This is a genomic window from Alcaligenes sp. SORT26 (assembly GCF_017377875.1).
GTDB classification, from domain to species: Bacteria; Pseudomonadota; Gammaproteobacteria; order Burkholderiales; family Burkholderiaceae_B; genus Alcaligenes; species Alcaligenes parafaecalis.
Genome location: NZ_CP070975.1, coordinates 4,021,467 through 4,047,175 on the forward strand (window position 1 = coordinate 4,021,467; position 25,709 = coordinate 4,047,175).

Below are 25,709 nucleotides of genomic sequence, written 5' to 3' on the forward strand. Positions count from 1 at the left end.
TCAGGCTCCAGTAGGGCGGCGCTGGCTGGCGCAACCGGGTGCATAGGCTTGCAGACGGTCCAGCCAACAGCAGGCCGACAAGGTATCGGCTGCGCCTCCGGGGGATAAGCGGCGTTCCATGAATGCCTGATGCACAGCTTGTGCGCGCTGCAGGGCATCCGGGGTAAAAACACTGCCTTCCTGCAGATACTGCGCGGCGCAGCGGCGCGCGTAGTGTAGCCCCTCCAGTCCGCCACGATGGGCCAGATTACTATCGTCCAGGATCGCCATAACAGAAAAGAGAGTATGCAAACCCACGGTCTGCAACTGCTGTTCTGCCACTGGTGTGCTGTGCGGAGACAAAGTTTTGACAGCGACTTGCCAGGCGGGCCAGGCCGTTTCAAACAAGGTGGGAAAGCCCTGGGCTGCTTCCTGGTTCGCGCCTTGCAAGCCATAGCGGCGTACCGCCCGTCCGCCCGGCAGTGCGGACGAAGCTTGCAGGCTGCGGGCCTGTAAAGCCGCCCCCCATAATGTGTGAAGTTGGTCCCGAATCGTGGCGGGAGTCAGGGTGCGAAAAGGAAGGCAGGCGCCTGCGGCTGCGCACAACAAGCCCAGCATGAAGATAGCTCCACGATGGGTATTGATGCCCCCCGTGGCTGCCTGCATGCGAGCCTCCGCTGCAATCCCGCGAGTTTGCAGTTGGCTGAATGGAACACGCTGTTGGCCCAGGGCCGCCATGTCGGTGAAGTAGTGGCGCAAGGCAAACAGACTGCGATAAAACGTGCTGGCATCCATATCGTCGTGGCTGCCGCTGTCGAGCAAGGAAACCAGCCCCGGTTTTGGGGCAAGAATCAGTTCGTCATACAGCGCCAGAACGGCTGCTCGACCTACGGCCGCGCAGCTCCAGGAACGGGATGGATCGTTGGAGTCCTGGGTAGCAGGCCGCTTGGCCAATGCCGTCTGTTCAATGACATCAAGCAGCATGGGAAGACTCCAGAATGGGGGCGTGCTCGGGCCAATCCGAGTGTGCCTGAATGCGTAAACCATGAGTGCGTTTGATCAGGACTTTGCTGCTGGCACCGCTGCGCCACTGTTGCCACTCGCGCCAGGCAATAGCGTCGTCGTTGGGAAACAGCAGTTCGCCATCCAGACGGGGCAGACCTGTGATGTCACCGGCTTCTGTCAGTATCTTGACCAGACGATCTGCCTGCGTGGCACTTTGCACGGGCAGCATCAAATCCAGATCCGAGCCTTCACGTACATAGCCTTGCCCGGTGATCAATTCCCAGCCGTAGCTGCCATAGACCTGTGCCATGCAGCCTTGTACCTGCAATTGCTGGCATAAGCTCAGCCAGTCTTGCGCCAGGGAAACGGGCAGTAAAGTCTGGGCCTCATGGGCGGGTGGGAAACCTCCCCACGCCAGACTGAAGGCGTGGGGAACGATCAGGGATAGACGCTGCCGTCCCCAATCCGTGGGCAAAGGAATCCCTGCTTGAAGTTGCCCGCTGCGCAGTTCGCCCGCTTGACGGCTGACTACCAGCGGCCACCCTCTGGCCTGCCATTGGCGCAAGCACTGACAGGCATGGCTGGCAGGTTCCAGATCAGCCAGCACTTGTTCCCATGCGATGCTTTGCAGGGTGATCAAGTGGTGACGTCGAACGGGCAGCGGGGCTGTCATCAGGATGCCTGCAAGACCTGTTCAATGATCTGGGCAGCCAGACGGCGGCCACCGCGTTCGGCACCATCAATGGCGCGGTGATCCTGATCATTGGATTGGGTCAGTGCCGCACGCAAGGAGGCACGTAACTGTTCGGGGGAGGTACTGTCCCAGACAGATTGAATGCCACCCATCGCCACGTAGTTGCCTACGCCGGGCGCAAAGACCGGATTGGATTGCGCCAGCTCTTCCAGCATGGCTTCGGGCAGCTTGGTGACGCGGGCCATGGCTGGAATGCGCATGACGCGAATCTCGGCTTCGGGCAGGGCATAGCAGGCATCAGCAATCAGACCGGAGGTGATGAAACCACCGGACAGGGCCTGGTCGTACACCAGCCCAATAACCTTGTGACCCTTGCGTCGGGCCAGATCCAGACACATGCCCAAATGGGCCATGGCGCGATTGATGCCCAGCAGTTCATCGCGGCGGCGCAGTTGCTGGCCTTGGGTATCGACCAAAAGCAGCAGGCTGCGGCCAGGATGGTTCTTGATGGTGTCCAGCACGGCCTGTGCCTGGGTCAGTGCCAGGGCGACGCCGATGGGGGCGTGTTCGGTGGTGCCGATAACGGCCAGGGTCTGGCCATCAAACTCGGCATTGCCCTGCAAGAACAAATCCTGTTCGGTAATGCTGTGCTGCGTATCGAACAGCGATTGCACCAGTGTTTCCCATTTCATGACAGCGCCTCCTGGCTGCGTAATGCTTTGACGGCTGCAGCGTCCATCTGCCCGACTTGATCGCTTTGTTCCAGCCCCAGCGCTTGCCACAAGGTCTGGGCCTGATTCTCGGTGTGATCCCATTGCTCCACAGGCAGCAGGGCCGCACGTTGTGTCAGCAACTGATGCTCTTGTTCCAGCTCTTCCAGGGTGACGGGGCCACGGGCCGGGTTTTTCAATCCTTGTATGGCAGCGGCGCGGAAAGCGGCCACGGTATCGGACACCAGATCGTCGCAATCCGCCGTTAACCAGCGGTGTTTCCCGCCACTGGTTTGCCAGACCAAAGCGCGGTCTTTGGAGTCGTATTCTTCGACTCCGTGGGAGGCTTCAATCACTTCCGGGCCGGACATGGCCAGACGACCCACGTCACTCATGATCAGGTGGTTGGTGCAGCGGGCCACAATACCCATGCCACCAAAGCAACCGTTTTGCCCGCCTACCAAAGCAAGTACCGGCACACCCGCATTACGCGTATCCAGCAAGGCGCGCATCACTTCGGAGACGGCAATCAAACCGGCATTGGCTTCGTGCAAGCGCACACCACCGGACTCCAGCAGCAGCACCACAGCAGCAGGGCGGTCGATCATGGCTCGGCGCAGCAGGCCAACCAGCTTGGCACCGTGGACTTCACCCACACCGCCGCCCATGAATTCGCCTTCTTGTGCCGCCACATACACGGTCTGCCCATCCAGCAAAGCATGGCCGATGGCCACGCCATCATCAAAGGAAGAGGGCACACCCAACTGCGCCAAGTGAGGGCTGCTCAAGCGCTGGGCAGGGGGCAGCCATTCGTGAAAGCTGTTCGCGTCAAACAGAGCCTGGACGCGCTGGCGGGCAGAACATTCCAGATAACTGCTCATGACTGTGTTCCTTGTGCTTGACTGCGTGCCAGCGCTTCGCTGGCGGCCTGATCCAGACGCAGGCTGACGACGGCAGGGGTGGCCCCCATATCGTTGATGTCAAAGTGGATACCGGCCAGCGGATGGCGCTGGTGAAAGTCCCGCACCACCGCATCCCAGATCGTGGAGAAACCGCGCGCTGAGGTATGAATGTGGATGGTGCATTCTGGGCTGTCCTTGGGCTCGGCCAGCACCTCCAGATTGCCCGAACCGACGACGCCAACCAGCACAGGCTGGAAGGTGCCAATGGGCTCTTGTCCCTTGAAACTGTAGGCCAGGGTTTCCAGGCCGTGAGGAATGTTTGTCATCGTGATCTCCTAATGCAAATAGCGTGGCGGACCATTACCAGTTACGGAAGCGTGCCGGGGGTTGATACAGCCCACCGGAGGCTTGAACCAGATCCCGCATGCTGCGTGCGGCCAATAGATTGCGTGTGGCCTGGCGTGGGTCTATGCCCAGATCCTGAGGGCGGCGGATGATGCCGCGATCGCGCAGGTTTTCCACCATGCGGGCATCGCGTCCCAGACCTACTTGTGTGTAGCCCGCAACGCCGCGTATGGCTTGCTCGCGTTCTTCGTCGGTACGGCACAGCAACAGATTGGCGATGCCTTCTTCAGTCAGGATGTGGGTGACATCGTCTCCGTACACCATGATGGGAGGCAGATCCATGCCGGTCTGTTCTTGCAGAGTCCAGGCATCCAGAGTGTCCACAAAAGCGGGGGTCATGTGTTCGCGAAAGGTTTCCACAATTTGCACGACCAGCTTCTGACCACGTGGCGTACCGGCTGCACCTTGACGTCCGGCACGGGCTTGTTGACCGGCCTTCAACCAGGCCGGGCTGGCGTGGCGACGACCGCGTGCATCCGCACCCATATTGGGGGCACCACCAAAACCGGCAATACGGCCCAGCGTGGCGGTGGAGCTATTGCCATGCAGGTCGATTTGCAAGGTGGAGCCGATGAACAGATCGCAGGCATAGTGGCCTGCTGCCTGACAAAAAGCGCGGTTGCTGCGCATGCTGCCATCCGGGCCGGTGAAGAACACATCGGAACGGGCGCGCAGATAGTTTTCCATGCCCAGCTCGGAGCCGAAGGAGTGCACCGATTGCACCCAACCGGCTTCAATGGCCGGGATCAGGGCAGGGTGGGGATTCAGGGCCCAGTGCTGGCAAATCTTGCCTTTCAGGCCCAGCGATTCACCGTAAGTGGGTAGCAGCAATTCAATGGCGGCGGTGTCAAAACCGATGCCGTGGTTCAGGCGTTGTACGCCGTATTCCGCATAGATGCCCTTGATCGCCATCATGGCCATCAAGACCTGGATTTCGCTGATCTGAGCGGGGTCGCGGGTAAACAGCGGTTCAATAAAGTGCGGGCGTGGAGCGGGCACCACGAAGTTCACCCAGTCGGCGGGAATGTCCACGCGCGGCAGGCGGGTGGTCTTGCTATCGACCAGCTCGTTGACCTGGGCGATGACAATGCCGCCGGAAAACGCGGTGGCTTCCACAATGGCCGGAGTGTCCTCGGTATTGGGGCCGGTGTACAGATTGCCGTGCTCATCGGCGGCCTGGGCCGCGATGAGCGCGACATTCGGGGTCAAGTCTACAAAGTAACGGGCAAACAACTCCAGATAGGTATGAATGGCACCGATGTTCAGCCGTCCTGCCGAAGCCAGCCTGGCCAGGCGCGCACCTTGCGGGCCGGAAAAGCTGAAGTCCAGGCGGTTGGCAATGCCTTTCTCAAACACATCCAGATGCTGGGGCAAAGCCAGCACGGATTGCACCATGTGCAGGTCATGAATCTGCGCTGGGTCGACTCCTACCAGTGCGTCGGCCAGAAAGTCGGCCTGCTTCTGGTTATTGCCTTCCAGACATACTCGATCTCCTACTTGTAATACGGCTTCCAGCAAGGCGCTGGCTTTATCCGTGCTGCATATTTTGCCTTGCAAAGAGTCTCCCAGTGCGCGGCTGGCACGTTGCAGTCTTTGCTGGCGGGCTTGATTCTTAAGATTCCAGTTGCTGTCCGTCATTGGGTTTCCCTGTCATACCTCTGTCGATGTGATCCGTTAAATAAGCTGCCTGACCCTTCAGGATCGCAGTTCAGGCAGCGCGATAGTTAATGTGCCCAGGCGATGGGCAATGCGGGTGGCCGCTTCCAGCAGCAGGTCGTCCTGCCCGGGGCGGGCGGCCACTTGCAGTCCCAAAGGAAGCCCGTGATTGCCAAAGCCGATGGGCAAGTTGATGCATGGAATGCCCAGCGCCGTCCAGGCACGACACAGCACCGGATCGCCGGTGGTGTCGCGCGTGGGGGCCTCGCCTAAAGCAGCCGCACTCAGGATCAGGTCTGCGTCGCCGAAGATCAGCTCGGGATGGCGCTTGACCTGATTGATCAGACCTTGGGCCTGGATCAGTTCGGCGGGCTGGGTCTGTGCGCACTTGTCCAGATAGGTTTGCAAGGCAGGCGAGAGCAGTTCCAGGTGCTGCTGGCGTTCATGGCTTAAATGGGCCAGTACCTCAGCCCCCATGACGGCTTGCTGCGCGTAGGTCAGTTCGCCAAACAGCTTGTCCTTGTCGCTAAGCTGAACCTCAAACTGGCCATCATCCGTTTTCAGATGGCCGACGCTTGCTTCCAGTCGATCACGCAGATCCTCGGCAATATCCTCCCACCAGGGTGTGTGCAAAAAGTTCAGGCGCAAAGGGGCTTGCAGCAGGACTTGCGATACTTCTGGTGTACTGCGCAGTGCGTTGAAAACACGGCGCACATCCTCCAGACGCTGGCCCAAAATCCCCAGGGTATCCAAAGAGGGGCTGATGGTTTTCAGCCCGCTGCTGGGTAGGGCTCCAAAGCTGGGTTTGAAGCCGTAAATACCGCAGAACGTGGCCGGACGTATGACTGAGCCGGCCGTTTGTGTGCCCAAAGCGACGGGCACTACATTGGCGGCCACCGCCGCCGCAGAGCCCGACGATGAACCGCCCGGCGTGTGCTCCAGATTCCAGGGATTGCGGGTTTTAGGGGGGCTGAACAGGGCAAATTCCGTGGTCACGGTTTTCCCAAAAGGCACCGCTCCGGCAGCTCGCAATGCCTGCACAATGGCGGCATCCTGCGTGGGGCGGTTGTCCCGGTAAATGGGCGAGCCATAGGTGGCTGGAGCATCGGCGGTATTGATCAGGTCTTTGATGCCGACCACCAGCCCCTTCAGGGGGCCGGTGCTCTGCGCTTGATCCTGGGCAACACGCCGTACCTGCTCCTTGTCCAGATGGGCAAAGGCCTGAATCAGATCCTCAGTTTGCTCATAGCGGGCAATGGCCGCTTCTGCCGCCTCCTGGCTGGATGTCTTGTTTCGGGCAGCGAAATCAGTCACAGACATGGCGGGTCCTTAGAGCGTGAAAGGAGCAATAAGAATAGCAATCGTCAAAATGACGGTGCCAATCAAAAAGGCTACGACGGTAAAGCCCATCACTTGTCGCACATTCAGGCGGGCAATGGCCAGTACGGGCAGGAGCCAGAAGGGCTGGATCATATTGGCAACGGCTTCACCAAAGGCTACGGCCATGGACATCAGACCCAGATAGGCGGGACTGTCCTGACCAATCGCCAGAGCGGACTGCACGGCAATCGGGCCTTGTACCCCCCAGTGCCCGCCACCCGAAGGGACAAACAGCGAGATGATGATGGAGGCGATGAAGGTCAAAAAGGGCAGGGTGTACTCGTTGGCGCCGGTGACCAGGGCCGAAGACAGGATCTCTTCCAGCGCACGGCCGCCATCCATGGGGATATAGGCCAGCAAACCCATGATGCCGCCGTATAGCGGATATTGCAGAATCAGCGGACCAGCGGTCTTGGCGGACTCGACAAACGCTTTGATAAAGCGGATAGGGGTCCAGTGCAGCAGGGCACCGGTCACGGTGAACAGCATGATCATGGATGAGATGTTCAGCGCAAAGCCGCTGCGCACGAAGTAGTACATACCCGCGGCAAAGAACAGCACATTCAGAATCCACAGGTTTTCCAGCTTTTCAGCGGGGGTCTTGGGCTTGTCTTTGGGCAGGTCTTTTTCAATGTCAGCAAAGACGGCTGGATCGGGCGGCAAGGCGTAGTCCGGCTCCATGCGCCAGATGGTCAGAAACAGCAGAATGATCAAGGCTACAACCGGAATCCAGCTATAGGGCTGGAAGATGGTCAGGCTGAAAGGCACCGTCATGCCCGTCAGTTGATGGATGACGTTGATGGGACTGCTTGGGTCGGTATTGGCCAGGGCAATAGAGCTGGACAAACCTTGAGTCCAGAGCAGATAGCCCATATAGCCCGAGGCAATCAGATACCCGAAATGCACATTGGGCAGACGACGGGCGACTTGTCGGGCCACCAGCGCACCGGCCACCAGACCCAGGCCCCAGTTCAGCAGGCAGAAGATCGAGCCTACGGCAAAGCACAGCAGGGCACCTTCAACTTGAGTGCGGGCGCGGGACGCCAGCCAGATGATGGCGCGTTTCAAGGGTGGTGCTTCGGCCAGGGTGTAGCCCGTCACCAGAATCAGCACCATTTGCAGAGCAAAAGTGAAAATGCTTTTGGGGCCCCATACGCCGCGATACCAGGCATCCACCATTCCTCCTGGGGTGGCGCCATCGACAAACAGGGCAATCAATCCAACAACCAGCAAACTCAGGATGACCGCAAATAAATACGGGTCGGGCATCCATTTTTCTACGTAACGCACGCAGATATTGGTGAAACGGGTTAGCAAGTTTGGCCTGGGTTTGGCCGAGATGGTAGCAGTGGTGTTCATAATGAACTTATCCTTGTTTTTGTCTCCCCGACCTGGCTAGTGGGTCGGCTTCTGGATTCGGATGCTGGATACACAGTCCCGCTAGCGCGTACTCCTCGGTGTTGACTGTTGCCTGTATCTCGCCTTCCTTGTTTTTATGGCGTGCCCCTTAGGGGGCTTATCGTTGTGCCCACAAGATAGCGACAGGCCCGGCAGGGGATCAATAAAGCAAATGTCGGTTTATTTACGCGAGGCGAAACGATGGCGCGTTAACCCTAGGGAGATAAGGGTGTGCAGGCGTTTGTACAGGCGGCTTTGGGTATAAAGCGGGCTGTTTTCTTGAAGGCGGGGGTATTTAACTAAAACGAACTGATTAGAGGATCAGTTGGAGGGGGGAGGTGCGAGATATAAAAAAGCACACAGGAAATTCTGTGTGCTTGAGGGGGAGATATTGCAGACGTCCAAGTAAGGAGGCGTCCGCCTTATTTAAAATTTGTCGGCCACTGAATCCAGTGCATCGCGCAGTAAACCGGCAATTTCTTTTTGGCGTGGTGCTGGCATGCGCTCGGTAATGGCGGTGACACTCATGGCCAGAATCGGGCGGCCTTTATGGTCGCACAGGGCACAGCCCACACCCAAGGCACCACGTACCGCGTAGTTGCCGACGACCGAGTAGCCACGAATACGGGTGTTGGTGACCAGTTGGCGCATCTCGCGTTGAGTCATGCCGCCGTACTGGTCAAGCTGATTGGCATTGCGCTCGATAATCTGTTCGATGGCCTCGTCGCCCAAGGTCGCCAGATAGGCCATGCCACCGGAACCCACCCCTAAAGGCTGGCGTTTGCCTACATAGGTCGCCAGAATCTGCACCGGGTAGGGGCCGATTTCGCGCCACAGGCTGATGGAGTCATCACCATCGCGTCCCACCAGAAAGACCGCATCGCCGGTAAGCTGAGCCAGCTCCTGCATGATGGGCTGCATGATGGTGACACGCGGGTCCAGTCCAAACAGGCCCTGATCCTGGCGCGTGGCGCTGTAACGGCGGCTATGGCTGCTGTTTTGCACCAGACCGTGATCGATCAGGGCGGCCAGCAGTCTATAGATCGTGGGGCGCTGCAATTGGGTGGCGCGCGACAGGTCAGTCACGCTCAATCCTTTGCCTTGATGATTTTGCAAAGTCTTGAGCACCAGCAGGCCGCGTTGCAAGGTACGCGGCCCGGCCTGATCCTGCGGTTCTACGGTCTCGGGAGTGTTCATGCTTGAAAACAGCTAATGCTTACCGAAAAGTAACTCAGTAAGAATATACGCCAGCCGAGAAAGTGTCCACTGCGTGATCGCTCATTAAAGACAATGCCCGCTGGGTGCAGCGGGCATGGGGGACAGAGCCGTTGAGTGCGGGCTTTAGCGGTGTTCCGGGCCTGCCGACTCGTCCTTGCGCTGTTCGGGGATGGGGTGGCCCGCCGTTTTCGCGGTCTTGATCATGGCGGTACACAGGCCGCGCAACATATCAACCTCGTCCAAACTAAGCTGGGCACGTCCGAACAGGTGCTGCATGCGGGGCACCAGCTTCTTGGGGTGTTTGGGGTCCAGAAACTTGACGCTTTCAATGGCCTGCTCCCAGTGCTGCAGCAAGGCTTGCACCTTGGCCTGAGGGGCCAGCTCTTTACCGGGATCTGCTTTACCGTCGGTATTAGGCAACAAGCTGGCACCGCTTTCGGCCAGTAGGGCATAGCGCAATTCCCAGGCAGCCAGTTGCAGAGCCTGGGCGACATTCAGGGAGCTGTACTCAGGATTGGCCGGAATATGGCACACATACTGGCACTGGCTGATGTGATCATTGGTCAGGCCCACACGTTCGGTGCCCAACACAATCGCGACCGTGCCTGCATGTTGGCGCAGGTGTTCACGGCTCAGTTCGGCAGTCTGGCGAATATCCGCGGCCGGTGGTCCCAGGTAGCGGGGGCGGGCCGTCAGGGCGAATGCCAGGGTGACGGGTTCCAGTGCATGCGCCAGGGTAGGAACAATCGTTGCCCGCTCCAAAACGTCTACGGCACCGCTGGCCAGCGAGATTGCCTGAGGGTTTTGTGCAACGTCCGGGTCCAGCGGGTCGACCAGACATAAGTCGCCAAAGCCCATGGTTTTGATCGCTCGCGCTGCTGCGCCCACGTTTCCAGGGTGGCTGGGTTGCACCATAATGAAGCGAACCCGGTGAAAATTATCATCAAATGCCGATGCTTGCGTCTGAGTCATTTAAAATAGCTACTTTGAAGCTACGCTTCCTGTGTCTGCTCACGCGATTTTGCCCTGCAACAGGGCACGCCAGGCAGGCTCAATTATTGTTAAAAAAACGGAATTTCCATGCACCCGATGCTCAATACCGCCATCAAGGCGGCTCGCCGTGCCGGCACCATTATCTCTCGCGCCAGTCTAGACCTCCAGCACCTGTCGGTTGCGCGTAAAGGCCCTAAAGATTATGTCACGGAAGTGGATCGCGCAGCAGAGGAAGCCATCATTGAAGTGTTGAGCGAAGCCTATCCCGACCACGGTTTCATTGGCGAGGAAACGGGCGAGCGCCCACCGCTGGAACCCGCAGGCGAAGGCACTCCTGAATACCAGTGGGTGATTGATCCGCTGGATGGCACCACCAACTTTATCCACGGTTTTCCTTGCTACGCCATTTCGATTGCATTGATGCACCGCGGTCAGGCTGCCCATGCCGTTATTTATGACACCACCCGCAACGAGTTGTTTACTGCCAGCCGTGGGGGCGGTGCTTTCCTGAACGATCGCCGTATTCGCGTGTCGGGCCAGACCCGTTACCACGACGCCTTGATCGGTGCACACGTGCCAGATTCGGGCGCAGGCGTGAAATCCACCTCCCCATTTGCCGATATGCTGGCCGAATGTGCGGCCGTGCGTCGCGTGGGTGCAACGGTTTTGGATCTGGCCTATGTGGCTGCCGGTCGTCTGGATGGCTTTTGCGCCGTCAACCTGAAACCTTGGGATCTGGCTGCCGGCACCTTGCTGGTGACTGAAGCCGGTGGCCTGGTGGGCGACTTTGAAGGCGAACAAACCTGGAAAGAAACCGGCAACGTGATTGCCGCCAGTCCGAAGATCTTTATTCAGATGCTGTCGCACCTGCAAGATTAAGAACCTAGACCCCGGCACTGCCGGGGTGTTCTTTTAATCACAGCGCCAAGGAGCTGAGATGGAGTGGTTGATGGACCCGACCGCCTGGGTCGGGTTACTCACACTGGTAGTGCTGGAAATTGTGTTGGGCATCGATAACCTGGTGTTCATTGCAATTTTGGTCGACAAGCTGCCCCCCGCGCAGCGCGATCGGGCTCGTGTGCTGGGCCTGTCGCTGGCCTTGCTGATGCGCCTTGGCCTGTTGACGGTCATGTCCTTCCTGGTGCAGTTGACCGATCCTTTGGTGTCCGTCCTGGGCCTGGATTTCTCAGGCCGTGATCTGATCATGATCGTGGGCGGTTTCTTCTTGCTGTTCAAAGGCACGCTGGAACTGCACGAGCGTATTGAAAACCGCAGTGCCCATGCCTCCGGTTCGCGCATGTATGCCAGCTTCTGGGTCATCGTGGCGCAGATTGTGGTGCTTGATGCGGTGTTCTCCATCGACGCGGTGATTACCGCTGTCGGCATGGTGGAACACCTGCCCATCATGATGGCCGCGGTGGTTATTGCGATTGGCATCATGCTGGTGGCCTCCAAGCCCCTGACGATTTATATCAACAGCCGACCCACGGTGGTGATTCTGTGCCTGGGCTTTTTGTTGATGATCGGCTTTTCCCTGCTGGTGGAAGGCTTTGGCGTTCATGTACCCAAGGGTTACCTGTACGCAGCCATTTCCTTCTCCATCCTGATCGAAATGTTCAACCAGTTGGCGCGGCGCAAGTTGCGTTTGCTGCAAGCGGGTCGCCCCATGCGTGAACGGACGGCCGAGGCTGTCTTGCGTATGTTGGGCAAACGCCCGGCCTCGGGGGAGGCCACGACTGGGCCGGATTTGCCCGGCAGTGGCGAGCAAGTGGTGTTTGGTCAGGAAGAACGCAATATGGTCAGCGGCGTGCTGACCTTGTCCGAGCGCACCGTGCATTCGGTGATGACGCCGCGTAACGCCATTACCTGGGTCAATATTCAGGACTCTCCGGAAGTCCTGCGCGAAAAAATGACGCAGGAACCTCATAGCATGGTGCCGGTCTGTCGCGGTTCGCTTGATGAGGTTATTGGCATTGGTCGAAGCAAAGAGTTACTGGCAGACCTGCTGATTCATGGTCATATCCGTGTGGACCAATTACGTCAGCCGGTCTTTGTGTATGAGTCCATCGGGATTTTGGACCTGATGGAAACCATCAAGCAAAGTCGTGGGCAGTTGGTGATGGTCACTGACGAGTTCGGCACAATTGAAGGGCTGGTCACGCCTCTGGATATTTTCGAGGCAATTGCGGGCGATTTCCCCAGCGAGGATGAATCCCCCGATATCGTCCAGGAGTCTCAGGATCACTGGCTGCTGGACGGCTCTACCGACTTGCATCATCTGGAGCAAATGCTGGGGGTAGATGGTCTGGTGGACGAAGAGGAAGAATATGCCACCCTGGCGGGCTATCTGCTGACGCGTTTTGGTCAGTTGCCCAAGGTGGGCGATGTGTGTGTTCTTGAGCAGAGCGATGCGGTTTATCGCTTCAAGGTTGAAGAGCTGGAAGGGCGTCGTATTTCCCAGGTCAGCCTGGAGCGCGTGCCCTACGATGATGAACAAATCGATCCGTTCCTGGCGTCTTAATTTTTATTGGCTTTGATTCACGCAACATGACTGAGCAAACTATCTATCTGCTGAAAGCCCTGTTTCTGGGGATTGTTGAAGGCATTACGGAATTTATCCCGGTCTCCAGTACGGCACACTTGCTGATTCTGGGCTCCTGGATTGATTTTTCATCGGGTGATGCCAAGGTGTTCGAGGTCGTGATTCAGTTCGGTTCGATTCTGGCCGTGGTCTGGATTTTCCGCGCCCGCCTGATTCAACTGATCATGGGAACCTTGCGCGGTGACCGCACCGAGATGATGTTCACGCGCAATCTGCTGATTGCCTTTTTGCCCGCTGCAGTGATTGGCGCTTTGACAATTCAGTATGTAAAAGCGCTGTTCCATCACCAGATTGTGTTTGTATTCACACTGGTGTTGGGTGGCCTGCTGATGTTGTGGGTAGAGCGCAAGCCGCAGTATGCGAAAAATACGTCCGAGACGGATCAGGGTGAAACGGCGACCTCACAAAAGGCCACCGCCTTTGCTTTGGAAGAAATCACCTGGAAGCAGGCTTTGGTAGTGGGCTTTGCGCAATGTGTGGCGATGGTGCCCGGTACGTCGCGCTCTGGCGCCACGATTATTGGCGGTATGCTGGCGGGTATTCAGCGCAAGACTGCCACGGAGTTTTCTTTCTTCCTGGCTATGCCCACCATGTTGGCCGCCACAGTGTATGACCTGTATCGCAATGGTGCGTCTTTAAGTGCTGATCAAAGCACCGCGATTATTGTGGGTTTTGTTGCAGCGTTTTTTAGTGCGCTGTTCCTGGTGAAGGCGGTGCTGCGTTTTGTGTCCAGCCGTACTTATCGTCCCTTTGCCTGGTATCGCATTGCGCTGGGCGGAGTACTGTTTGTGTGGCTGATGACGTAGCCCTTTGCCGCTATAAAGGTTTCGAGATCCCCGCTTGGTTGACATGCCTCCGGGGATTTTTTATTGGGCTGTTCTGAAGGGAACTTGAACCTAATTGGCTGGAGACGGAGTCACACTTGCTGAGGTTTCAGCGTCTGGCACTGATCCTCTTTACCCCATTGGTGCAAGCAAAGTTGCGCACCTTCGATGCTGATATAACCGCCACGTTTGGCACTGTCAGATTCGGCATCCCAATCCGGCAACACCCAACGGCGCACTGGCTCAAAGCCGGGAATATCATGCACTGCCGGTCTATGTGTATGGCCATGCACCATGGCGTGCACAGGATGTGCCTCGCAGGTCGCAACAATAGCCGCTGGCTGCACATCCATAATCTCTTTGGACTTGTATTGCTTGCCGCGCTGGCTACCCGCACGGGCTGAGTCGGCAATGCGCTGGCGCAGGCTCAAAGGGCAGGCCAGATACAGCTTTTGCAGCCAGGGTTTGCGTACCCAATAGCGAAAGCGTTGATAGGCCAGATCGTCCAGGCAATACTCATCGCCGTGCGACATCAAAACCAGACCGGCAGAGGTATCCAGGATTACTTGATCGGGCAATAGCGTGGCGTGGACATGACGGGCGTAGGTCTGGCCCAGCAGGAAGTCGCGATTGCCGCGCATGAGATAAAGCGGGTGCTGCTGCGCAAACGTACGCAGCGCCTCACTGACTTGAGCCAGCCAGGGAGCAGGGTGGGCGATTTGATCGTCACCAATCCAGGCATTGAAAATATCACCGCCCAGAATCAAGGCATTGGCTTGATGCTGGGCGGAGTGCAGAAACTGCAAGAAATCCTGGACGGTGTCTGGATTGTCCGGACCCAAATGCAGGTCCGCGGCAATCCAGATAGTGCCCGAAAGCGTGAGCTTATTCGACAAGCGTGGCTTTTTCCAGAACGACGTCTTCAACAGGCACGTCTTGGTGGAAGCCCTTGTTGCCGGTGCGCACGGTACGGATCTTGTCAACGACATCCATGCCTTCGATCACACGGCCAAATACGGCGTAGCCCCAGCCATTGGCGGTAGGAGCGGTGAAGTTCAGGAAGTCGTTGTCAGCGACGTTGATGAAGAACTGAGCCGTGGCCGAGTGTGGGTCGGATGTGCGAGCCATGGCCAGGGTGTACTTGTCGTTCTTCAGGCCGTTGTCGGCTTCGTTCTTGACAGGTGCGTTGGTGGCTTTCTGCTTCATGTCGGCCTCAAAACCGCCGCCCTGGATCATGAAGTTGTTGATCACGCGGTGAAACACGGTGCCGTCGTAAAAGCCGCTGGACACGTAGTCCACAAAGTTGGCTACGGTGTTAGGGGCTTTTTCTGCGTTCAGTTCGATCAGGATAGTGCCCTGATTCGTCTGCAGTTGGACGCGTGGAGAGGTGCTCATAGAAGTGCCTTCAGAAGAAGTGGAAGAATCTGCTGCCATAGCCGGACTGCTCATCATAGGCATAGCCATACAGGCAGCAATAAGCAGGGTGCGCAAGCCGCGAGCCTGATCACACCATTGAAATGTGCTTGCAAACATAAGATAGGGACAACCCAGTCAAGGAAAAATCTTATTGTTGCAGAATTTTGCCCGTTTGTTGTGCACGCTGGGCGGCTTTGGGCACACCACTGGCGGCAGCCTGACGGTAGGTGTCATTTGCCAGCATCAGTTGCACTTCACCCATATTGGCGCGCGCCAGCGCATAGGATGGATCGGCGGTCAGGGCCATTTTCAGGGCTTCCAGAGCCAGATCCAGCTTGTCTTGCGCAATATATTCAGCCGCCAGATTATTCCAGGGCTCGGGCAGCTCCGGGTAATAGGTGGTCATGTCCTGATAAATGCCGATGGCACCGTTGTGGTCGCCACTGGCCGACAGGGCACGTGCTTTCAGGAACAGCAGTTGCACGTTGGCACCGGGCTCGCCACGGTTCTTGCGCTGATCCAGTTGCTTTTCAATGGCCTGCAAGGCGTCGGCATGACGGCCCTGCGCAATCAGGGTGCTGATGCGCTGGCTGACTTCCGTTGCGCTGAGCGGCAAAGAAGTATCAACACTGGGGGCCAGAACGTCCAGCGCACGGGCCAGACCTTTCCAGCCACGTTCAGGTTCGGGGGCAATATCCAGCAGCGGATCGTTTACCCGCGCACTGGGTGGGGGCAAATCGGGCAGGGACTGAGCACTCACGGAGTGACCGAAGGCCAGCAAAAGGGCCAAGGTGCAAGGAGCGAGAAACCGAGTCCGTCTAGGTGTACTGAACACAGAGGGGGCGCCTATAAAATCTGGCTTGAAGACCAGGAAGGTTGGTAGATTGCTGCCTTTAACGAGGTCTGCTTGCTATACTTATTGACCATCATTCTAACCTTGCCTCTTGCCGGGCGGGAAATACGGAACCTAAGCCAAGGGCAATCGTTCTGGCACAAGGTTCCGATTTTATGACGATTACAGGCCATGTTGCGCATTTATAACTCGTTATCACGCTCTAAAGAGGTGTTTTCTCCGGTTGAACCGGGCCACGTACGTATGTACGTCTGTGGCATGACGGTGTACGACTTCTGTCACCTGGGACACGCCCGCATGCTGGTCAGCTTTGACATCGTGCAGCGTTGGTTGCGGGCGAGCGGCTATCGCGTCTCCTATGTACGCAACATTACCGATATTGATGACAAGATCATCCGCCGTGCCGTCGAGCGTGGGCAGCTCATGTCTGAAGTCACGAACTTCTATATTGATGCCATGCATGCCGACGAAAAGGCATTGGGTGTACAAAGCCCGGATTCAGAGCCGCGTGCCACGCAGCACGTCCCCGATATGCTGGGCATTATTGCCAAGCTGAAAGAAAACGGCCTGGCCTATCAGTCCGAAGACGGTGATGTGAACTACGCTGTGCGTCAGTTCCCCGGCTACGGCAAATTGTCGGGCCGCTCTCTGGACGATTTGCGTGCCGGTGAGCGTGTCGCCCTGAATTCGGCCAAGCGCGATCCTCTGGATTTTGTGCTGTGGAAGTCGGCTAAAGAAGAAGAGCCTGCCGAATCCAAATGGGAGTCCTCCTACGGTCTGGGCCGTCCAGGCTGGCATATTGAATGTTCGGCCATGAGCAAAGCCCTGCTGGGTTTGCCGCTGGATATTCATGGTGGTGGCCCGGACTTGAAGTTCCCCCATCACGAAAACGAAATTGCTCAAACGGAAGGCGCGTTTGGCGGTCAGTTGGCCAATGTCTGGATGCACTGCGGTCCCTTGATGGTGGACTCGGAAAAAATGTCCAAGTCTCTGGGCAACTTCCGCCGTATTCGCGATACCGTGGCTCCCGATGGTCTGGTCGACGAAGAAAGCAACTACACCGCCAATCCGCGTGAAGCGGAAATGCTGCGCTTCTTTATTGTGCGCAACCATTACCGCAGCATGCAGAACTACGCGCCAGACAATCTGCGCGATGCTCAGCAAGCGCTGGACCGTCTATATCAGACCCTTCAACACGTTCCTGCCGCCGAAGTCCAAATCGATTGGACTCAAGGCCCTGCTTTGGCTTTTGCCGAAGCCATGAACGACGATTTCAATACCGCTGGTGCTGTTGCCGTTCTGTTCGAGCTGGCTGGTCAAGCCAACCGCGACAAGGATGCGCAGGCCGCCGGTTTGATGCGCGCTCTGGGTGGCGTGATTGGTCTTCTGCAAGTGGACCCTGCTGTCTACTGGCGCGCCAGCACACGGTTTGGCCAGGCGGCCAGCGTGGCTGGGGCTGATTCCTTGAGCGACACCCAGATCGACGAATTGCTGGCCGAGCGTGCGCAGGCCAAACAGAACCGCGACTTCGCGCGCGCCGACGCGATTCGCGAGCAGCTTAAAGAGCAGGGAGTTGAGCTGGAAGACCGGCCAGGTGGAGCAACACAATGGCGCAGGGCCTAAGCGGCGTTCAATCCGGCCCTCAAGTTCGTTTGGTGGGCAAACCTGATTATTGGGACGACGCGTGCGCCCAGTTGATGAAGCGCGACCGTATCCTGCGCAAGCTCATTCCCCAGCACGGCGATTACTGGCTGCAACATCAGGCCCCGGCCTTCACCACTTTGGTGCGCTCCATCGTGGGCCAGCAACTGGCTTCGCGTACGGCGGACCAGCTTTGGCGCAAGCTGCTGGACGGCTGCGGGCAAGCCCTGTCGCCCGAGCTTATTCTGGAGCTGGGGCACGAGGCGCTAAATGGCTTTGGTCTGCCCAAACGCAAAGCCGAATACATCGTTGATTTGGCGGCACACTTTGATGCTCGTAAAATCGACCCCCAGGCATGGCAATCCCTGTCTGACGAGGCTGTCATTGCAGACCTGTGCGCCATTCGTGGCGTGGGTCGCTGGACGGCAGATATGTTTCTGATTTTCAACTTGCACAGACCCGATGTTCTCCCTTTGGATGATGCGGGCCTGCTCAAGGCAATCTCTCAGCACTATTTCAGCGGCGAACCGGTCTCCCGGTTCGAGGCGCGTGAAGTTGCTCAAGCGTGGGCACCGTGGTGCACGGTGGCTACCTGGCATCTGTGGCGCAGTCTGAACACAGTTGCGGTACGATACTAAATTAGGCCTAAACCTTAAGAACCGACATGCGAAATACATTCCTGGAATTTGAGCAGCCTTTGGCCGAGCTCGAAGGCAAAATCGAAGAGCTCCGCTATGTGCAATCTGATTCCGCTGTGGATATTTCAGAGGAACTCAGCCGTCTGCAGCAAAAAAGCCAGACGTTGGCCAAGAACATTTACGCCAAGCTCACGCCTTGGCAAACGGCCTTGGTTGCTCGCCATCCACAACGTCCATACACACTGGACTATGTAAACCAGATCTTCTCGGACTTCCACGAGCTGCATGGCGATCGCATGTATGCGGACGACCTGGCAATTGTGGGCGGTCTGGCCCGTTTCAACGGCACACCGTGCATGGTCATTGGTCACCAGAAAGGTCGTGATACCAAAGAGCGCGCTCGTCGCAACTTCGGCATGCCGCGCCCGGAGGGCTACCGCAAGGCTCTACGCCTGATGACCCTGGCTGAAAAATTCGGCATTCCCGTTTTCACCTTTGTGGACACCCCTGGTGCCTACCCTGGTATTGGCGCGGAAGAACGCGGCCAGTCCGAAGCGATTGGTCACAACCTGTTTGCCATGGCCAAGCTGCGTGTACCTATCATCTCCACCATTATTGGTGAAGGCGGTTCGGGCGGCGCTTTGGCAATTGCCGTGGGTGACGTGGTCTCCATGCTGCAATACTCCACCTACGCCGTGATCTCGCCCGAAGGTTGTGCCTCGATTCTGTGGCGCAGCGCGGACAAGGCGCCTGTGGCGGCTGAAGCCCTGGCCATTACCGCTCCCCGTCTGAAAGAACTGGGTCTGGTTGATCGCGTGATTAACGAGCCTATCGGTGGCGCACATCGCGACCCCACCATGATGGCGCGTCAATTGGGCCGCGCCCTGGCCGATGCCCTGCGTCAGGTCTCGGGCCTGACTACTGAACAACTGCTGGCGCAGCGTATGGAACGCCTCTTGGCCTACGGTCGTTATCAGGAAGTTCGTGCCTGATCCTCTGCCTTCCAGTCAGTTGGGGGGCTTTAGCCCCTCACCCCTGCTGCTGGAGGCGCTTGATCACCACCTAAGTTTTAAAAACGGCGATAGCGTCGCCGTCGCCTTAAGTGGTGGTGCGGACTCGGCAATGCTGGCGGTACATGCCCACCTCTGGGCCAGCCGCCGCAAAGTCACACTTCATTTTTTTCATATCCATCATGGCCTGCAGGCCCTTGCCGATCAGTGGCAATGGCATGTGCATGAGCTGGCGGCCCGCTTGCAGCGGCCCTGTCACAGTTTGCGAGTGCAGGTGCAGTCTCGCAGCTTGAGTGCCGATGGTATGGAATCAGCGGCGCGGGATGCCCGCTATCAAGGTCTGGCAGAACTGGCGCAGTTTGCTGGTTTGCAGCATGTGCTGCTGGCCCATCATCAGGATGATCAAGCCGAAACTGTCTTGATGCGTTTGCTGCGTGGCACGGGAATCACCGGCCTGGGTGCGATGGCACCGCATATGCAGCGCGATCATCTTGATTACTGGCGACCTTGGCTGGATCAACCGCGATCTCGCATTCTTCAAGCCAGCCATGACTTTGCCCTTGCCACTGGCTGGCACGCGGTACAAGACCCCACCAATATCAATCCCGACTACACCCGTGGCGCAGTGCGCGATTTGCTCACGCCTGTGCTGGATGCCCGCTGGCCGGGTTGGCAGGGCCGTCTGCAACGTCAGGCGCAGCTAAGCCGGGAAACACAGGATGTATTGGATAGCGTGGCTCGTCAGGACTGGCTGACGTTGCAAGCGGATGAGACCGGACGCAGCTTCAGCTTGAGCGCCTGGCGTCAGTTGGAGCCTGCCCGACAAAGCATGGTGATCCGTTATTGGTTGCAAGAGCAGGGCGCTGGACTGCCTACTCAGGCGCGTTTGGCGGAATTATTACGCCAGTTGCGCAGCGTACACGCCCAGGGTCACGACAGAAATCTGATCTGGAAACATGGACAAAACCTGATCCGCTGTGTGCGGGGTCGGGTGCAGATTGAATCGGTGGATTCGATCAATCAGAAAGACGGACTGAAGACCGATCAAGCAAGTAAGTAGTTTGGGGTGGCCTGTGGCAGGAGCGTGGGCTATGGTGTTGAGTCGACAAAGTATGTGTTTTTTTGCGCTGGCATGTGGTAGAGCCTGCGCTTGGGGCACAGAAAGTCGTTAGAATAGTTGGGTTTTGTGTCTATCCCAGACCTTAGCCCTTTGATGCAGAGTAAAAGATGTCCCTGATCGTACATAAATATGGCGGCACGTCGATGGGCTCGATCGAGCGCATCCAGAATGTGGCGCGTCGGGTTGCCAAATGGCATGCCGCCGGGCACCAAGTTGTGGTGGTTCCTTCGGCCATGTCCGGTGAAACCAACCGTTTGCTGGGCCTGGCCAAAGAACTGAGCATTCAGCCTGATCCGCGTGAGCTGGATATGCTGGCTGCCACGGGCGAACAAGCCAGTAGCGCTTTGTTGGCCATGGCTTTGGCTGCCCAAGGCGTTCCCGCCCGCAGCTACGCTGGTTGGCAAGTTCCCGTCAAGACCGACAATGCCTATACACGTGCCCGCATTAGTTCTATTGATGACACCCGCATTCGCCAGGATCTGGACGCAGGCCGTGTGGTCGTTGTGACCGGCTTCCAGGGTGTGGATGATGAAGGCAATATCACGACCCTGGGTCGTGGTGGTTCGGACACTTCCGCAGTGGCTGTTGCCGCTGCCATGAAGGCCAGCGAATGCCTGATCTATACCGATGTGGACGGTGTCTACACGACTGACCCGCGCGTGGTTCCAGAAGCCCGTCGCATGAAAGTGCTGTCCTTTGAAGAAATGCTGGAAATGGCCTCTTTGGGCTCCAAAGTTCTTCAAATCCGGTCCGTGGAATTTGCTGGCAAGTACAAGGTGCCTGTGCGCGTCTTGTCCTCCATGACCGACCCCATGATTCCGCTCGAAGAAGAAATGTCTTCGGGCACGCTGATTACTTTCGAGGAAGACCAAAAAATGGAAGCTGCCGTTGTCTCTGGCATCGCCTTCAGCCGTGATGAAGCCAAGTTCACCCTGCGTGCCGTACCCGACACCCCCGGCGTGGCCTATTCCATTCTGGGCCCCATCGCAGCGGCCAACATCGAAGTCGACATGATTTTGCAGAACCTGTCGGTTCAAGGCACCACAGACTTTTCCTTTACCGTCAGCCGTAATGACGCGCTGCGCACCAAGGAATTGTTGATGAACCAGGTTGGTCCTGCTGTGGGCGCTGGCGAAATCGTGTTTGACGAAGCCGTGTGCAAAGTGTCCATCGTCGGTATCGGCATGCGTAACCACGCTGGCATCGCCAGCTCCATGTTCCGTGCCTTGTCCGAAGAGGGCATCAACATCCAGATGATCAGCACCAGCGAGATCAAGACCTCGGTCATCATTGCCGACAAGTACATGGAACTGGCTGTACGTGCTCTGCACAAGACTTTCGAGCTGGATCAGGAAAAATAATCCCTTTTGCTATTTGCATTGGTTTTTTATAAATGCTATAGTAGCTTCTTTCCTAGAGCTGGAGACGTGGCCGAGAGGTTGAAGGTACTCCCCTGCTAAGGGAGCATACGGCTTATACCCGTATCGAGGGTTCGAATCCCTCCGTCTCCGCCAGCTAGAAAATAATTAAGCCCTTGTTTTCAAGGGCTTTTTTATTGCCTGTTACTTTGCCAGCTGTCGCTTGGACCGTTTGCATGCGGTCGGTGTTTTGAAATTATGAGCATCGTCAGTGGACATGTAGCGCCATCTGGACAGGGTTGCAGCCTCTTCAAGTACAAGAACAAAAAAAATATTTGTTACTTTTTTATCCCTGTCTCCACAGGCTGGCTTGAGCGCGGCACCATAGGCATAGCATACGTTTAAAACGGCACGTAATTTCCAGAGCGCAAGGCTTTTCAACTCAAGACTGTTGAGGACTGAAAAGGCTGTGTTGTTTTTGGCACAGGCAAAGAAAAGCAGCCAGTCCCGTGCTTACAATCAAACAATGTGTTTTGCGTCGTTCAAGACGGTAGTCTTGTTTTTTAGGGCGAGCGATGATTAAACGAGTCCTCTGTATCTGTGGCATAGCCTTGATGGGCTTGCCGTTTTTGGCGTCTTCGACTGAGCTGGCCTTGGATGAGCAGGTCGTGACTCGTTATGTGCAAAGCCTGCGTGATATCTTGCCGGTTCTGCAAACCGTAGAGCGTAGCGAGCCGGTGTGGGATGGTGGTCTGCCAGACGGTTTGCCGCCCATGCTGGATGTGACGCAGATGGAGCGTGGTTCGGACCTGTACCGCCAATTGAACAGCCTGACGCAAAAGCATGGCTTTGTCAGCCTGGATCAATGGAGCAGCCTGGGTCAACAGATCTGGTTGACTCGCCTCTATATTCAAGAGCGTGAAGATCTGGACTCGGTCTATGAGCAACTGGATGTCCTGGAAGTGGCCTTGCGTGACAATGCCCGTCAATATTCCACGGCCGAGCTGGAGCAATTGATGCGCACCTTTCAGACCAGCAAAAACCATATCCTGCGCTTGATTGCGACTCGTAGCGACGTGCCTCCCGTACAAGCACATTTAGCCGAGCTGGATGCAGCGCTGGCCTCCCTGGAATAAGGCAGTCAGTCAGGCTGTTTGCTGGCATCAGGCGCTGCAATAGCGCCTGTTTAGATTTTGTTACCAGCAATATTGTCCATTTGTCATAATTTGACGCTTCTTTTCTGAGCATGACAGAAGGAATCGGGGATAATTGCCGTCTAATTGAAATCTAGTGGGAAGACTGGAGCGTCATGCGTATCATCTTGATTTTGTTAGGGGCTGCAGTATTGGCTTACCTAATTGCCAAAGGCATACGGCAACTGATGGTTGAGCGTCGTCAACTGAAAGACAAGACGCAACAGCCACGTAAAGGAAGCCGTGATGAGCACTGATAAAAACCCCTTAATGAAACTGGCCGCCGGGTCCAAACCGGCAGGTGGCGCTACTTACTCCAAGGGACTGGCGTTCCTGGGTAGTGCCGTTGTTATTTTCCTGATCCTGATTGTGGCCTCCATGGGCTCTTTCTTGCAGGTCGACCAGGGCGAGCGTGGTGTCGTGCTGCGTAACGGTAAACTGGTCCGCGTGGCCGAACCTGGTCTGGACTTTAAAGTGCCGTTCTTCGATACCGTACGCAAAATTTCGGTACGTGATCATACGGTGCGCATGCAGTTGGAAGCGTACAGTTTCGATCAGCAGTCTGCCTCCATGGTGGCCTCGGTCACTTACCGTGTTCCTGAAACCGACGTGGCTCAGTTGTACTCCGAGTACGGTTCGCTGGAAGCGCTGGAAGCCCGTCTGCTGGAGCGTAAAGCCCTTGACGTGATCAAGAACGTGTTTGGTAAATACACCGCAGCCCAGTCGATTCAGAACCGTGAAAAACTGGGCGCTGACATCAACGAAGCTATGCGTGTGACCCTGGAGTCTGCCCCGCTGCAAATGATGGGTGTGCAGGTTGAGGAAGTGTCCTTCTCCAAGGCTTACGAGCAGTCGATTGAAAACCGTATGTTGGCCCAGGTTCAGATTGAAACCACCCGCCAACAAAAAGAAACGGCTTCTATTCAGGCTGAAATTCAAGTGGTGCAGGCTGAAGCCGAAGCCCGTGCTCAGCGTGAGCGTTATATGGCCGAAGCCGATGGTATTCGCCTGCGTGGTGAAGCTGAAGCCAAGGCTATTTCTGCCAAGGCCCAGGCATTGGCCCAGAACACCAATCTGGTCAATTTGAATGCGGTGGAGAAATGGGACGGCAAGTTGCCAGAAAGTCTGGTTCCCGGTTCCGCCATGCCATTTATTGGACTGCGTTAATCTCTGAGCAGTCACTGACCTGAGCAGGTTTTCTTCGGTAGCGTTATGGCACACGTAGCGCTACCGTTTGTTTTTCCAAGGAGTAATACGGATGAATGAGGATATGAACCCTGTTCCACAAGGCGAGGGTACAAACCAACTGGTCAGCCTGCGTAATCTGACGCTTATCATTTACGCGCTGTACATTTTGTCCATGTTTGGTGGTATCACCGCCTTGGTGGCCATCATCATCAACTACATCAAGCGCGATGAAGTCCGGGGGACCTATCTGGAGTCTCACTTTGACTGGCAAATCCGCACCTTCTGGTGGGGCTTTGCGGGCGTTGCCGTGTCCTTCTTGCTGATGGCCATTCTGGTTGGTTTTGTGACCATCGCAATTGTTGGCGTGTGGATTTTGTACCGCCTGATCAAAGGCCTGCTGGCCTTGAACGATGGCAAGGCAATTGCCTGATTAGCTCGGTCTCGAATCCGACTGAAAAAGGGCCCGCCGTCCTGCGCGGGCCTCTTTAGGCGGCACTCCGAAGTGCTGCCGAAATGCCCGGCTGAAATGGGCAGAGCTGCTGAAACCCCAGTGGTAGGCAATTTCCGTGATGGTCTTGTCAGAACAAGCCAGACGGTGCAAATCTTGCTCCGCCCCTTTCAGGCGCATGGACCACATCCACTTGCTCAATGTATCCGGTTCGCCTTCCCAGGCCCTATGAACCGTGCTGGCTGTCAGGTTCAGACGCTTGGCGATCTTGCTGATACTCAACTCCGGATCGTGCAGGTTCTCCAGCACGTAGGCTTTGATCCTGTCGCATCGTAGCGAAACACTTTCGTCTTTCAAAGACAGGCTGCCCATATTCTCGGCCAGTGTCGCGACCAGAATGCTGACCAGACCATCTGCCACAGCCATATCCACAACAGGTCCGCCAGCCGGTGGGCTAGCCATCAGCTCGGTGATCATGCGGGAGAGCAGCCGCGCCGTCCCCGATTGAGCCGTGGTGATTTTGCTGGCTGTCATGTCCTCGGCATTGCGCAATCGTTTGCGTAAGAGCGAGCCGGGCAAAGAGAGCACGTACTGCTCAAAGTGATGGTCAAACAAGAGTTCGTAAGGCCGTGTGGAATCGTACAGGGCCAACTCGCCGGGCTTAAGGCGTGCAATTTTTTGATCCTGAACCAGTTGACCCGCTCCGGCTAATTGAATACTGAGCAGAAAAACATCTTCTGATGCTTTGGAGATTTGCTGCGGGGTACGCAGTACGGTTTGGGCGGTCGAGGTGATGCGCGACAGGTTCACCTCTGCCAGCTCCCGGCGTGTGATAGCACCAAAAAACGGGTCTGAGGAGCGGTGGGGGACGGCACATTCCAGTTGCACATACGCCTGGTTGACCGCCTCTATCCAGTAGGGCGCTCGCCGGATGGCGGGAACTGCCGTGGTGGACCATTGCTCCATTGATGACCTCTCCGTCTTGGATCCCAAGACTGATGGCAGGGGCTGCCATCAGCCGATCCGACTAAGTATCGGGCAAGATCTGCGGTTTGAGCCAGACCAGAACGAGCGCCAG

26 protein-coding genes and 1 tRNA gene are annotated in these 25,709 nt (G+C 56.9%); 13 read left to right on the forward strand and 14 right to left on the reverse strand.

The features are described from left to right. The 10 genes from JYG33_RS18335 to JYG33_RS18380 form a co-directional block, all read right to left on the reverse strand. Positions 1-963: a triphosphoribosyl-dephospho-CoA synthase gene (locus tag JYG33_RS18335; protein ID WP_207873552.1), complete on the reverse strand. Its 963-nt coding sequence runs from the start codon at positions 961-963 to the stop codon at positions 1-3. Beyond that, positions 953-1,657 (reverse strand): malonate decarboxylase holo-[acyl-carrier-protein] synthase, encoded by a 705-nt coding sequence (gene mdcG, locus JYG33_RS18340; RefSeq protein WP_207873553.1) that lies wholly within the window; start codon positions 1,655-1,657, stop codon positions 953-955. The genes JYG33_RS18335 and mdcG overlap by 11 nt, the downstream gene beginning before the upstream one ends. Beyond that, a complete protein-coding gene (gene mdcE, locus JYG33_RS18345; protein ID WP_207873554.1) occupies positions 1,657-2,370 on the reverse strand; it encodes a biotin-independent malonate decarboxylase subunit gamma in 714 nt (237 codons plus the stop codon). The genes mdcG and mdcE overlap by 1 nt, the downstream gene beginning before the upstream one ends. Beyond that, positions 2,367-3,269 (reverse strand): biotin-independent malonate decarboxylase subunit beta, encoded by a 903-nt coding sequence (locus tag JYG33_RS18350; protein ID WP_207873555.1) that lies wholly within the window; start codon positions 3,267-3,269, stop codon positions 2,367-2,369. Before JYG33_RS18350 ends, mdcE begins: the two co-directional genes overlap by 4 nt. Then, entirely contained in the window at positions 3,266-3,616 is a 351-nt protein-coding gene (gene mdcC / locus JYG33_RS18355; protein WP_026484239.1) for a malonate decarboxylase acyl carrier protein, read from the reverse strand. Before mdcC ends, JYG33_RS18350 begins: the two co-directional genes overlap by 4 nt. Before the next feature lie 34 nt (positions 3,617-3,650). Next, positions 3,651-5,333, reverse strand: a complete 1,683-nt coding sequence (mdcA, locus tag JYG33_RS18360; RefSeq protein ID WP_207873556.1) for a malonate decarboxylase subunit alpha — start codon at positions 5,331-5,333, stop codon at positions 3,651-3,653. A gap of 57 nt (positions 5,334-5,390) precedes the next feature. Beyond that, complete coding sequence (locus JYG33_RS18365) at positions 5,391-6,671, reverse strand: amidase (protein WP_207873557.1); 1,281 nt, start codon at positions 6,669-6,671, stop codon at positions 5,391-5,393. A 9-nt stretch (positions 6,672-6,680) separates the two neighbouring features. Then, positions 6,681-8,090, reverse strand: coding sequence for a TIGR00366 family protein (locus JYG33_RS18370; protein ID WP_207873558.1), 1,410 nt, complete (start codon positions 8,088-8,090; stop codon positions 6,681-6,683). 465 nt (positions 8,091-8,555) lie between these two features. Then, positions 8,556-9,326: an IclR family transcriptional regulator gene (locus JYG33_RS18375; protein WP_121738390.1), complete on the reverse strand. Its 771-nt coding sequence runs from the start codon at positions 9,324-9,326 to the stop codon at positions 8,556-8,558. Between the two features lie 144 nt (positions 9,327-9,470). Further along, a complete protein-coding gene (locus JYG33_RS18380) occupies positions 9,471-10,319 on the reverse strand; it encodes an RNA methyltransferase (RefSeq protein WP_207873559.1) in 849 nt (282 codons plus the stop codon). Between the two features lie 108 nt (positions 10,320-10,427). Here JYG33_RS18380 and JYG33_RS18385 point away from each other — a divergent pair, with 108 nt between their 5' ends. Genes JYG33_RS18385 through JYG33_RS18395 form a run of 3 tightly spaced genes read left to right on the forward strand, consistent with a single transcriptional unit; the run spans position 10,428 to position 13,748 of the window. Next, complete coding sequence (locus tag JYG33_RS18385) at positions 10,428-11,219, forward strand: inositol monophosphatase family protein (protein ID WP_207873560.1); 792 nt, start codon at positions 10,428-10,430, stop codon at positions 11,217-11,219. A 58-nt stretch (positions 11,220-11,277) separates the two neighbouring features. Then, the gene (locus tag JYG33_RS18390; RefSeq protein ID WP_207873561.1) at positions 11,278-12,861 is read left to right on the forward strand and encodes a TerC family protein; all 1,584 of its coding nucleotides are present in this window, start codon (positions 11,278-11,280) and stop codon (positions 12,859-12,861) included. A 26-nt stretch (positions 12,862-12,887) separates the two neighbouring features. Beyond that, positions 12,888-13,748 carry an undecaprenyl-diphosphate phosphatase gene (locus tag JYG33_RS18395; RefSeq protein ID WP_207873562.1) on the forward strand — a complete coding sequence of 287 codons (861 nt, stop codon included), beginning with the start codon at positions 12,888-12,890 and terminating at the stop codon, positions 13,746-13,748. Between the two features lie 110 nt (positions 13,749-13,858). Here the strand turns inward: JYG33_RS18395 and JYG33_RS18400 are convergent, their stop codons facing one another. From JYG33_RS18400 to JYG33_RS18410, 3 genes are all read right to left on the reverse strand, one after another. After that, the gene (locus tag JYG33_RS18400; protein ID WP_207873563.1) at positions 13,859-14,662 is read right to left on the reverse strand and encodes a UDP-2,3-diacylglucosamine diphosphatase; all 804 of its coding nucleotides are present in this window, start codon (positions 14,660-14,662) and stop codon (positions 13,859-13,861) included. Beyond that, positions 14,652-15,215, reverse strand: a complete 564-nt coding sequence (locus JYG33_RS18405) for a peptidylprolyl isomerase (RefSeq protein WP_243430359.1) — start codon at positions 15,213-15,215, stop codon at positions 14,652-14,654. Before JYG33_RS18405 ends, JYG33_RS18400 begins: the two co-directional genes overlap by 11 nt. A 115-nt stretch (positions 15,216-15,330) precedes the next feature. Continuing rightward, complete coding sequence (locus JYG33_RS18410) at positions 15,331-15,942, reverse strand: tetratricopeptide repeat protein (RefSeq protein WP_222667512.1); 612 nt, start codon at positions 15,940-15,942, stop codon at positions 15,331-15,333. Between the two features lie 264 nt (positions 15,943-16,206). On the opposite strand from JYG33_RS18410, the gene cysS reads away from it, so the two are divergent. From cysS to JYG33_RS18460, 10 genes are all read left to right on the forward strand, one after another. Next, on the forward strand, positions 16,207-17,658 hold the full coding sequence (gene cysS / locus JYG33_RS18415) for a cysteine--tRNA ligase (protein WP_207873565.1): 1,452 nt from the start codon (positions 16,207-16,209) through the stop codon (positions 17,656-17,658). After that, positions 17,643-18,314, forward strand: a complete 672-nt coding sequence (locus JYG33_RS18420; protein WP_207873566.1) for a DNA-3-methyladenine glycosylase 2 family protein — start codon at positions 17,643-17,645, stop codon at positions 18,312-18,314. Before cysS ends, JYG33_RS18420 begins: the two co-directional genes overlap by 16 nt. Positions 18,315-18,340: 26 nt before the next feature. Further along, positions 18,341-19,306 (forward strand): acetyl-CoA carboxylase carboxyltransferase subunit alpha, encoded by a 966-nt coding sequence (locus JYG33_RS18425; protein WP_207873567.1) that lies wholly within the window; start codon positions 18,341-18,343, stop codon positions 19,304-19,306. Further along, positions 19,299-20,384: a tRNA lysidine(34) synthetase TilS gene (gene tilS / locus JYG33_RS18430; protein ID WP_243430223.1), complete on the forward strand. Its 1,086-nt coding sequence runs from the start codon at positions 19,299-19,301 to the stop codon at positions 20,382-20,384. Before JYG33_RS18425 ends, tilS begins: the two co-directional genes overlap by 8 nt. A 167-nt stretch (positions 20,385-20,551) precedes the next feature. Further along, on the forward strand, positions 20,552-21,805 hold the full coding sequence (locus tag JYG33_RS18435; RefSeq protein WP_153229374.1) for an aspartate kinase: 1,254 nt from the start codon (positions 20,552-20,554) through the stop codon (positions 21,803-21,805). A 60-nt stretch (positions 21,806-21,865) separates the two neighbouring features. Next, positions 21,866-21,958, forward strand: a tRNA-Ser gene (locus tag JYG33_RS18440). Between the two features lie 419 nt (positions 21,959-22,377). Continuing rightward, complete coding sequence (locus JYG33_RS18445; protein WP_243430224.1) at positions 22,378-22,938, forward strand: hypothetical protein; 561 nt, start codon at positions 22,378-22,380, stop codon at positions 22,936-22,938. Between the two features lie 173 nt (positions 22,939-23,111). Next, positions 23,112-23,252 (forward strand): hypothetical protein, encoded by a 141-nt coding sequence (locus tag JYG33_RS18450; protein WP_207873568.1) that lies wholly within the window; start codon positions 23,112-23,114, stop codon positions 23,250-23,252. Beyond that, positions 23,242-24,162, forward strand: coding sequence for a prohibitin family protein (locus JYG33_RS18455; protein ID WP_243430225.1), 921 nt, complete (start codon positions 23,242-23,244; stop codon positions 24,160-24,162). Before JYG33_RS18450 ends, JYG33_RS18455 begins: the two co-directional genes overlap by 11 nt. Before the next feature lie 91 nt (positions 24,163-24,253). After that, positions 24,254-24,613 (forward strand): hypothetical protein, encoded by a 360-nt coding sequence (locus tag JYG33_RS18460; RefSeq protein WP_207873569.1) that lies wholly within the window; start codon positions 24,254-24,256, stop codon positions 24,611-24,613. Here the strand turns inward: JYG33_RS18460 and JYG33_RS18465 are convergent, their stop codons facing one another. Further along, positions 24,614-25,597, reverse strand: coding sequence for a helix-turn-helix domain-containing protein (locus tag JYG33_RS18465; RefSeq protein WP_207873570.1), 984 nt, complete (start codon positions 25,595-25,597; stop codon positions 24,614-24,616). Positions 25,598-25,709: the final 112 nt, after the last annotated feature.

Bases quoted from the DNA above. Each gene is read 5' to 3' on its own strand.
- JYG33_RS18335 (WP_207873552.1), bottom strand. From the start codon at position 963: ATGCTGCTTGATGTCATTGAACAGACGGCATTGGCCAAGCGGCCTGCT.
- mdcG (WP_207873553.1), bottom strand. From the start codon at position 1,657: ATGACAGCCCCGCTGCCCGTTCGACGTCACCACTTGATCACCCTGCAA.
- mdcE (WP_207873554.1), bottom strand. From the start codon at position 2,370: ATGAAATGGGAAACACTGGTGCAATCGCTGTTCGATACGCAGCACAGC.
- JYG33_RS18350 (WP_207873555.1), bottom strand. From the start codon at position 3,269: ATGAGCAGTTATCTGGAATGTTCTGCCCGCCAGCGCGTCCAGGCTCTG.
- mdcC (WP_026484239.1), bottom strand. From the start codon at position 3,616: ATGACAAACATTCCTCACGGCCTGGAAACCCTGGCCTACAGTTTCAAG.
- mdcA (WP_207873556.1), bottom strand. From the start codon at position 5,333: ATGACGGACAGCAACTGGAATCTTAAGAATCAAGCCCGCCAGCAAAGA.
- JYG33_RS18365 (WP_207873557.1), bottom strand. From the start codon at position 6,671: ATGTCTGTGACTGATTTCGCTGCCCGAAACAAGACATCCAGCCAGGAG.
- JYG33_RS18370 (WP_207873558.1), bottom strand. From the start codon at position 8,090: ATGAACACCACTGCTACCATCTCGGCCAAACCCAGGCCAAACTTGCTA.
- JYG33_RS18375 (WP_121738390.1), bottom strand. From the start codon at position 9,326: ATGAACACTCCCGAGACCGTAGAACCGCAGGATCAGGCCGGGCCGCGT.
- JYG33_RS18380 (WP_207873559.1), bottom strand. From the start codon at position 10,319: ATGACTCAGACGCAAGCATCGGCATTTGATGATAATTTTCACCGGGTT.
- JYG33_RS18385 (WP_207873560.1), top strand. From the start codon at position 10,428: ATGCACCCGATGCTCAATACCGCCATCAAGGCGGCTCGCCGTGCCGGC.
- JYG33_RS18390 (WP_207873561.1), top strand. From the start codon at position 11,278: ATGGAGTGGTTGATGGACCCGACCGCCTGGGTCGGGTTACTCACACTG.
- JYG33_RS18395 (WP_207873562.1), top strand. From the start codon at position 12,888: ATGACTGAGCAAACTATCTATCTGCTGAAAGCCCTGTTTCTGGGGATT.
- JYG33_RS18405 (WP_243430359.1), bottom strand. From the start codon at position 15,215: ATGAGCAGTCCGGCTATGGCAGCAGATTCTTCCACTTCTTCTGAAGGC.
- cysS (WP_207873565.1), top strand. From the start codon at position 16,207: ATGTTGCGCATTTATAACTCGTTATCACGCTCTAAAGAGGTGTTTTCT.
- JYG33_RS18420 (WP_207873566.1), top strand. From the start codon at position 17,643: ATGGCGCAGGGCCTAAGCGGCGTTCAATCCGGCCCTCAAGTTCGTTTG.
- JYG33_RS18425 (WP_207873567.1), top strand. From the start codon at position 18,341: ATGCGAAATACATTCCTGGAATTTGAGCAGCCTTTGGCCGAGCTCGAA.
- JYG33_RS18435 (WP_153229374.1), top strand. From the start codon at position 20,552: ATGTCCCTGATCGTACATAAATATGGCGGCACGTCGATGGGCTCGATC.
- JYG33_RS18445 (WP_243430224.1), top strand. From the start codon at position 22,378: ATGATTAAACGAGTCCTCTGTATCTGTGGCATAGCCTTGATGGGCTTG.
- JYG33_RS18450 (WP_207873568.1), top strand. From the start codon at position 23,112: ATGCGTATCATCTTGATTTTGTTAGGGGCTGCAGTATTGGCTTACCTA.
- JYG33_RS18455 (WP_243430225.1), top strand. From the start codon at position 23,242: ATGAGCACTGATAAAAACCCCTTAATGAAACTGGCCGCCGGGTCCAAA.
- JYG33_RS18460 (WP_207873569.1), top strand. From the start codon at position 24,254: ATGAATGAGGATATGAACCCTGTTCCACAAGGCGAGGGTACAAACCAA.
- JYG33_RS18465 (WP_207873570.1), bottom strand. From the start codon at position 25,597: ATGGAGCAATGGTCCACCACGGCAGTTCCCGCCATCCGGCGAGCGCCC.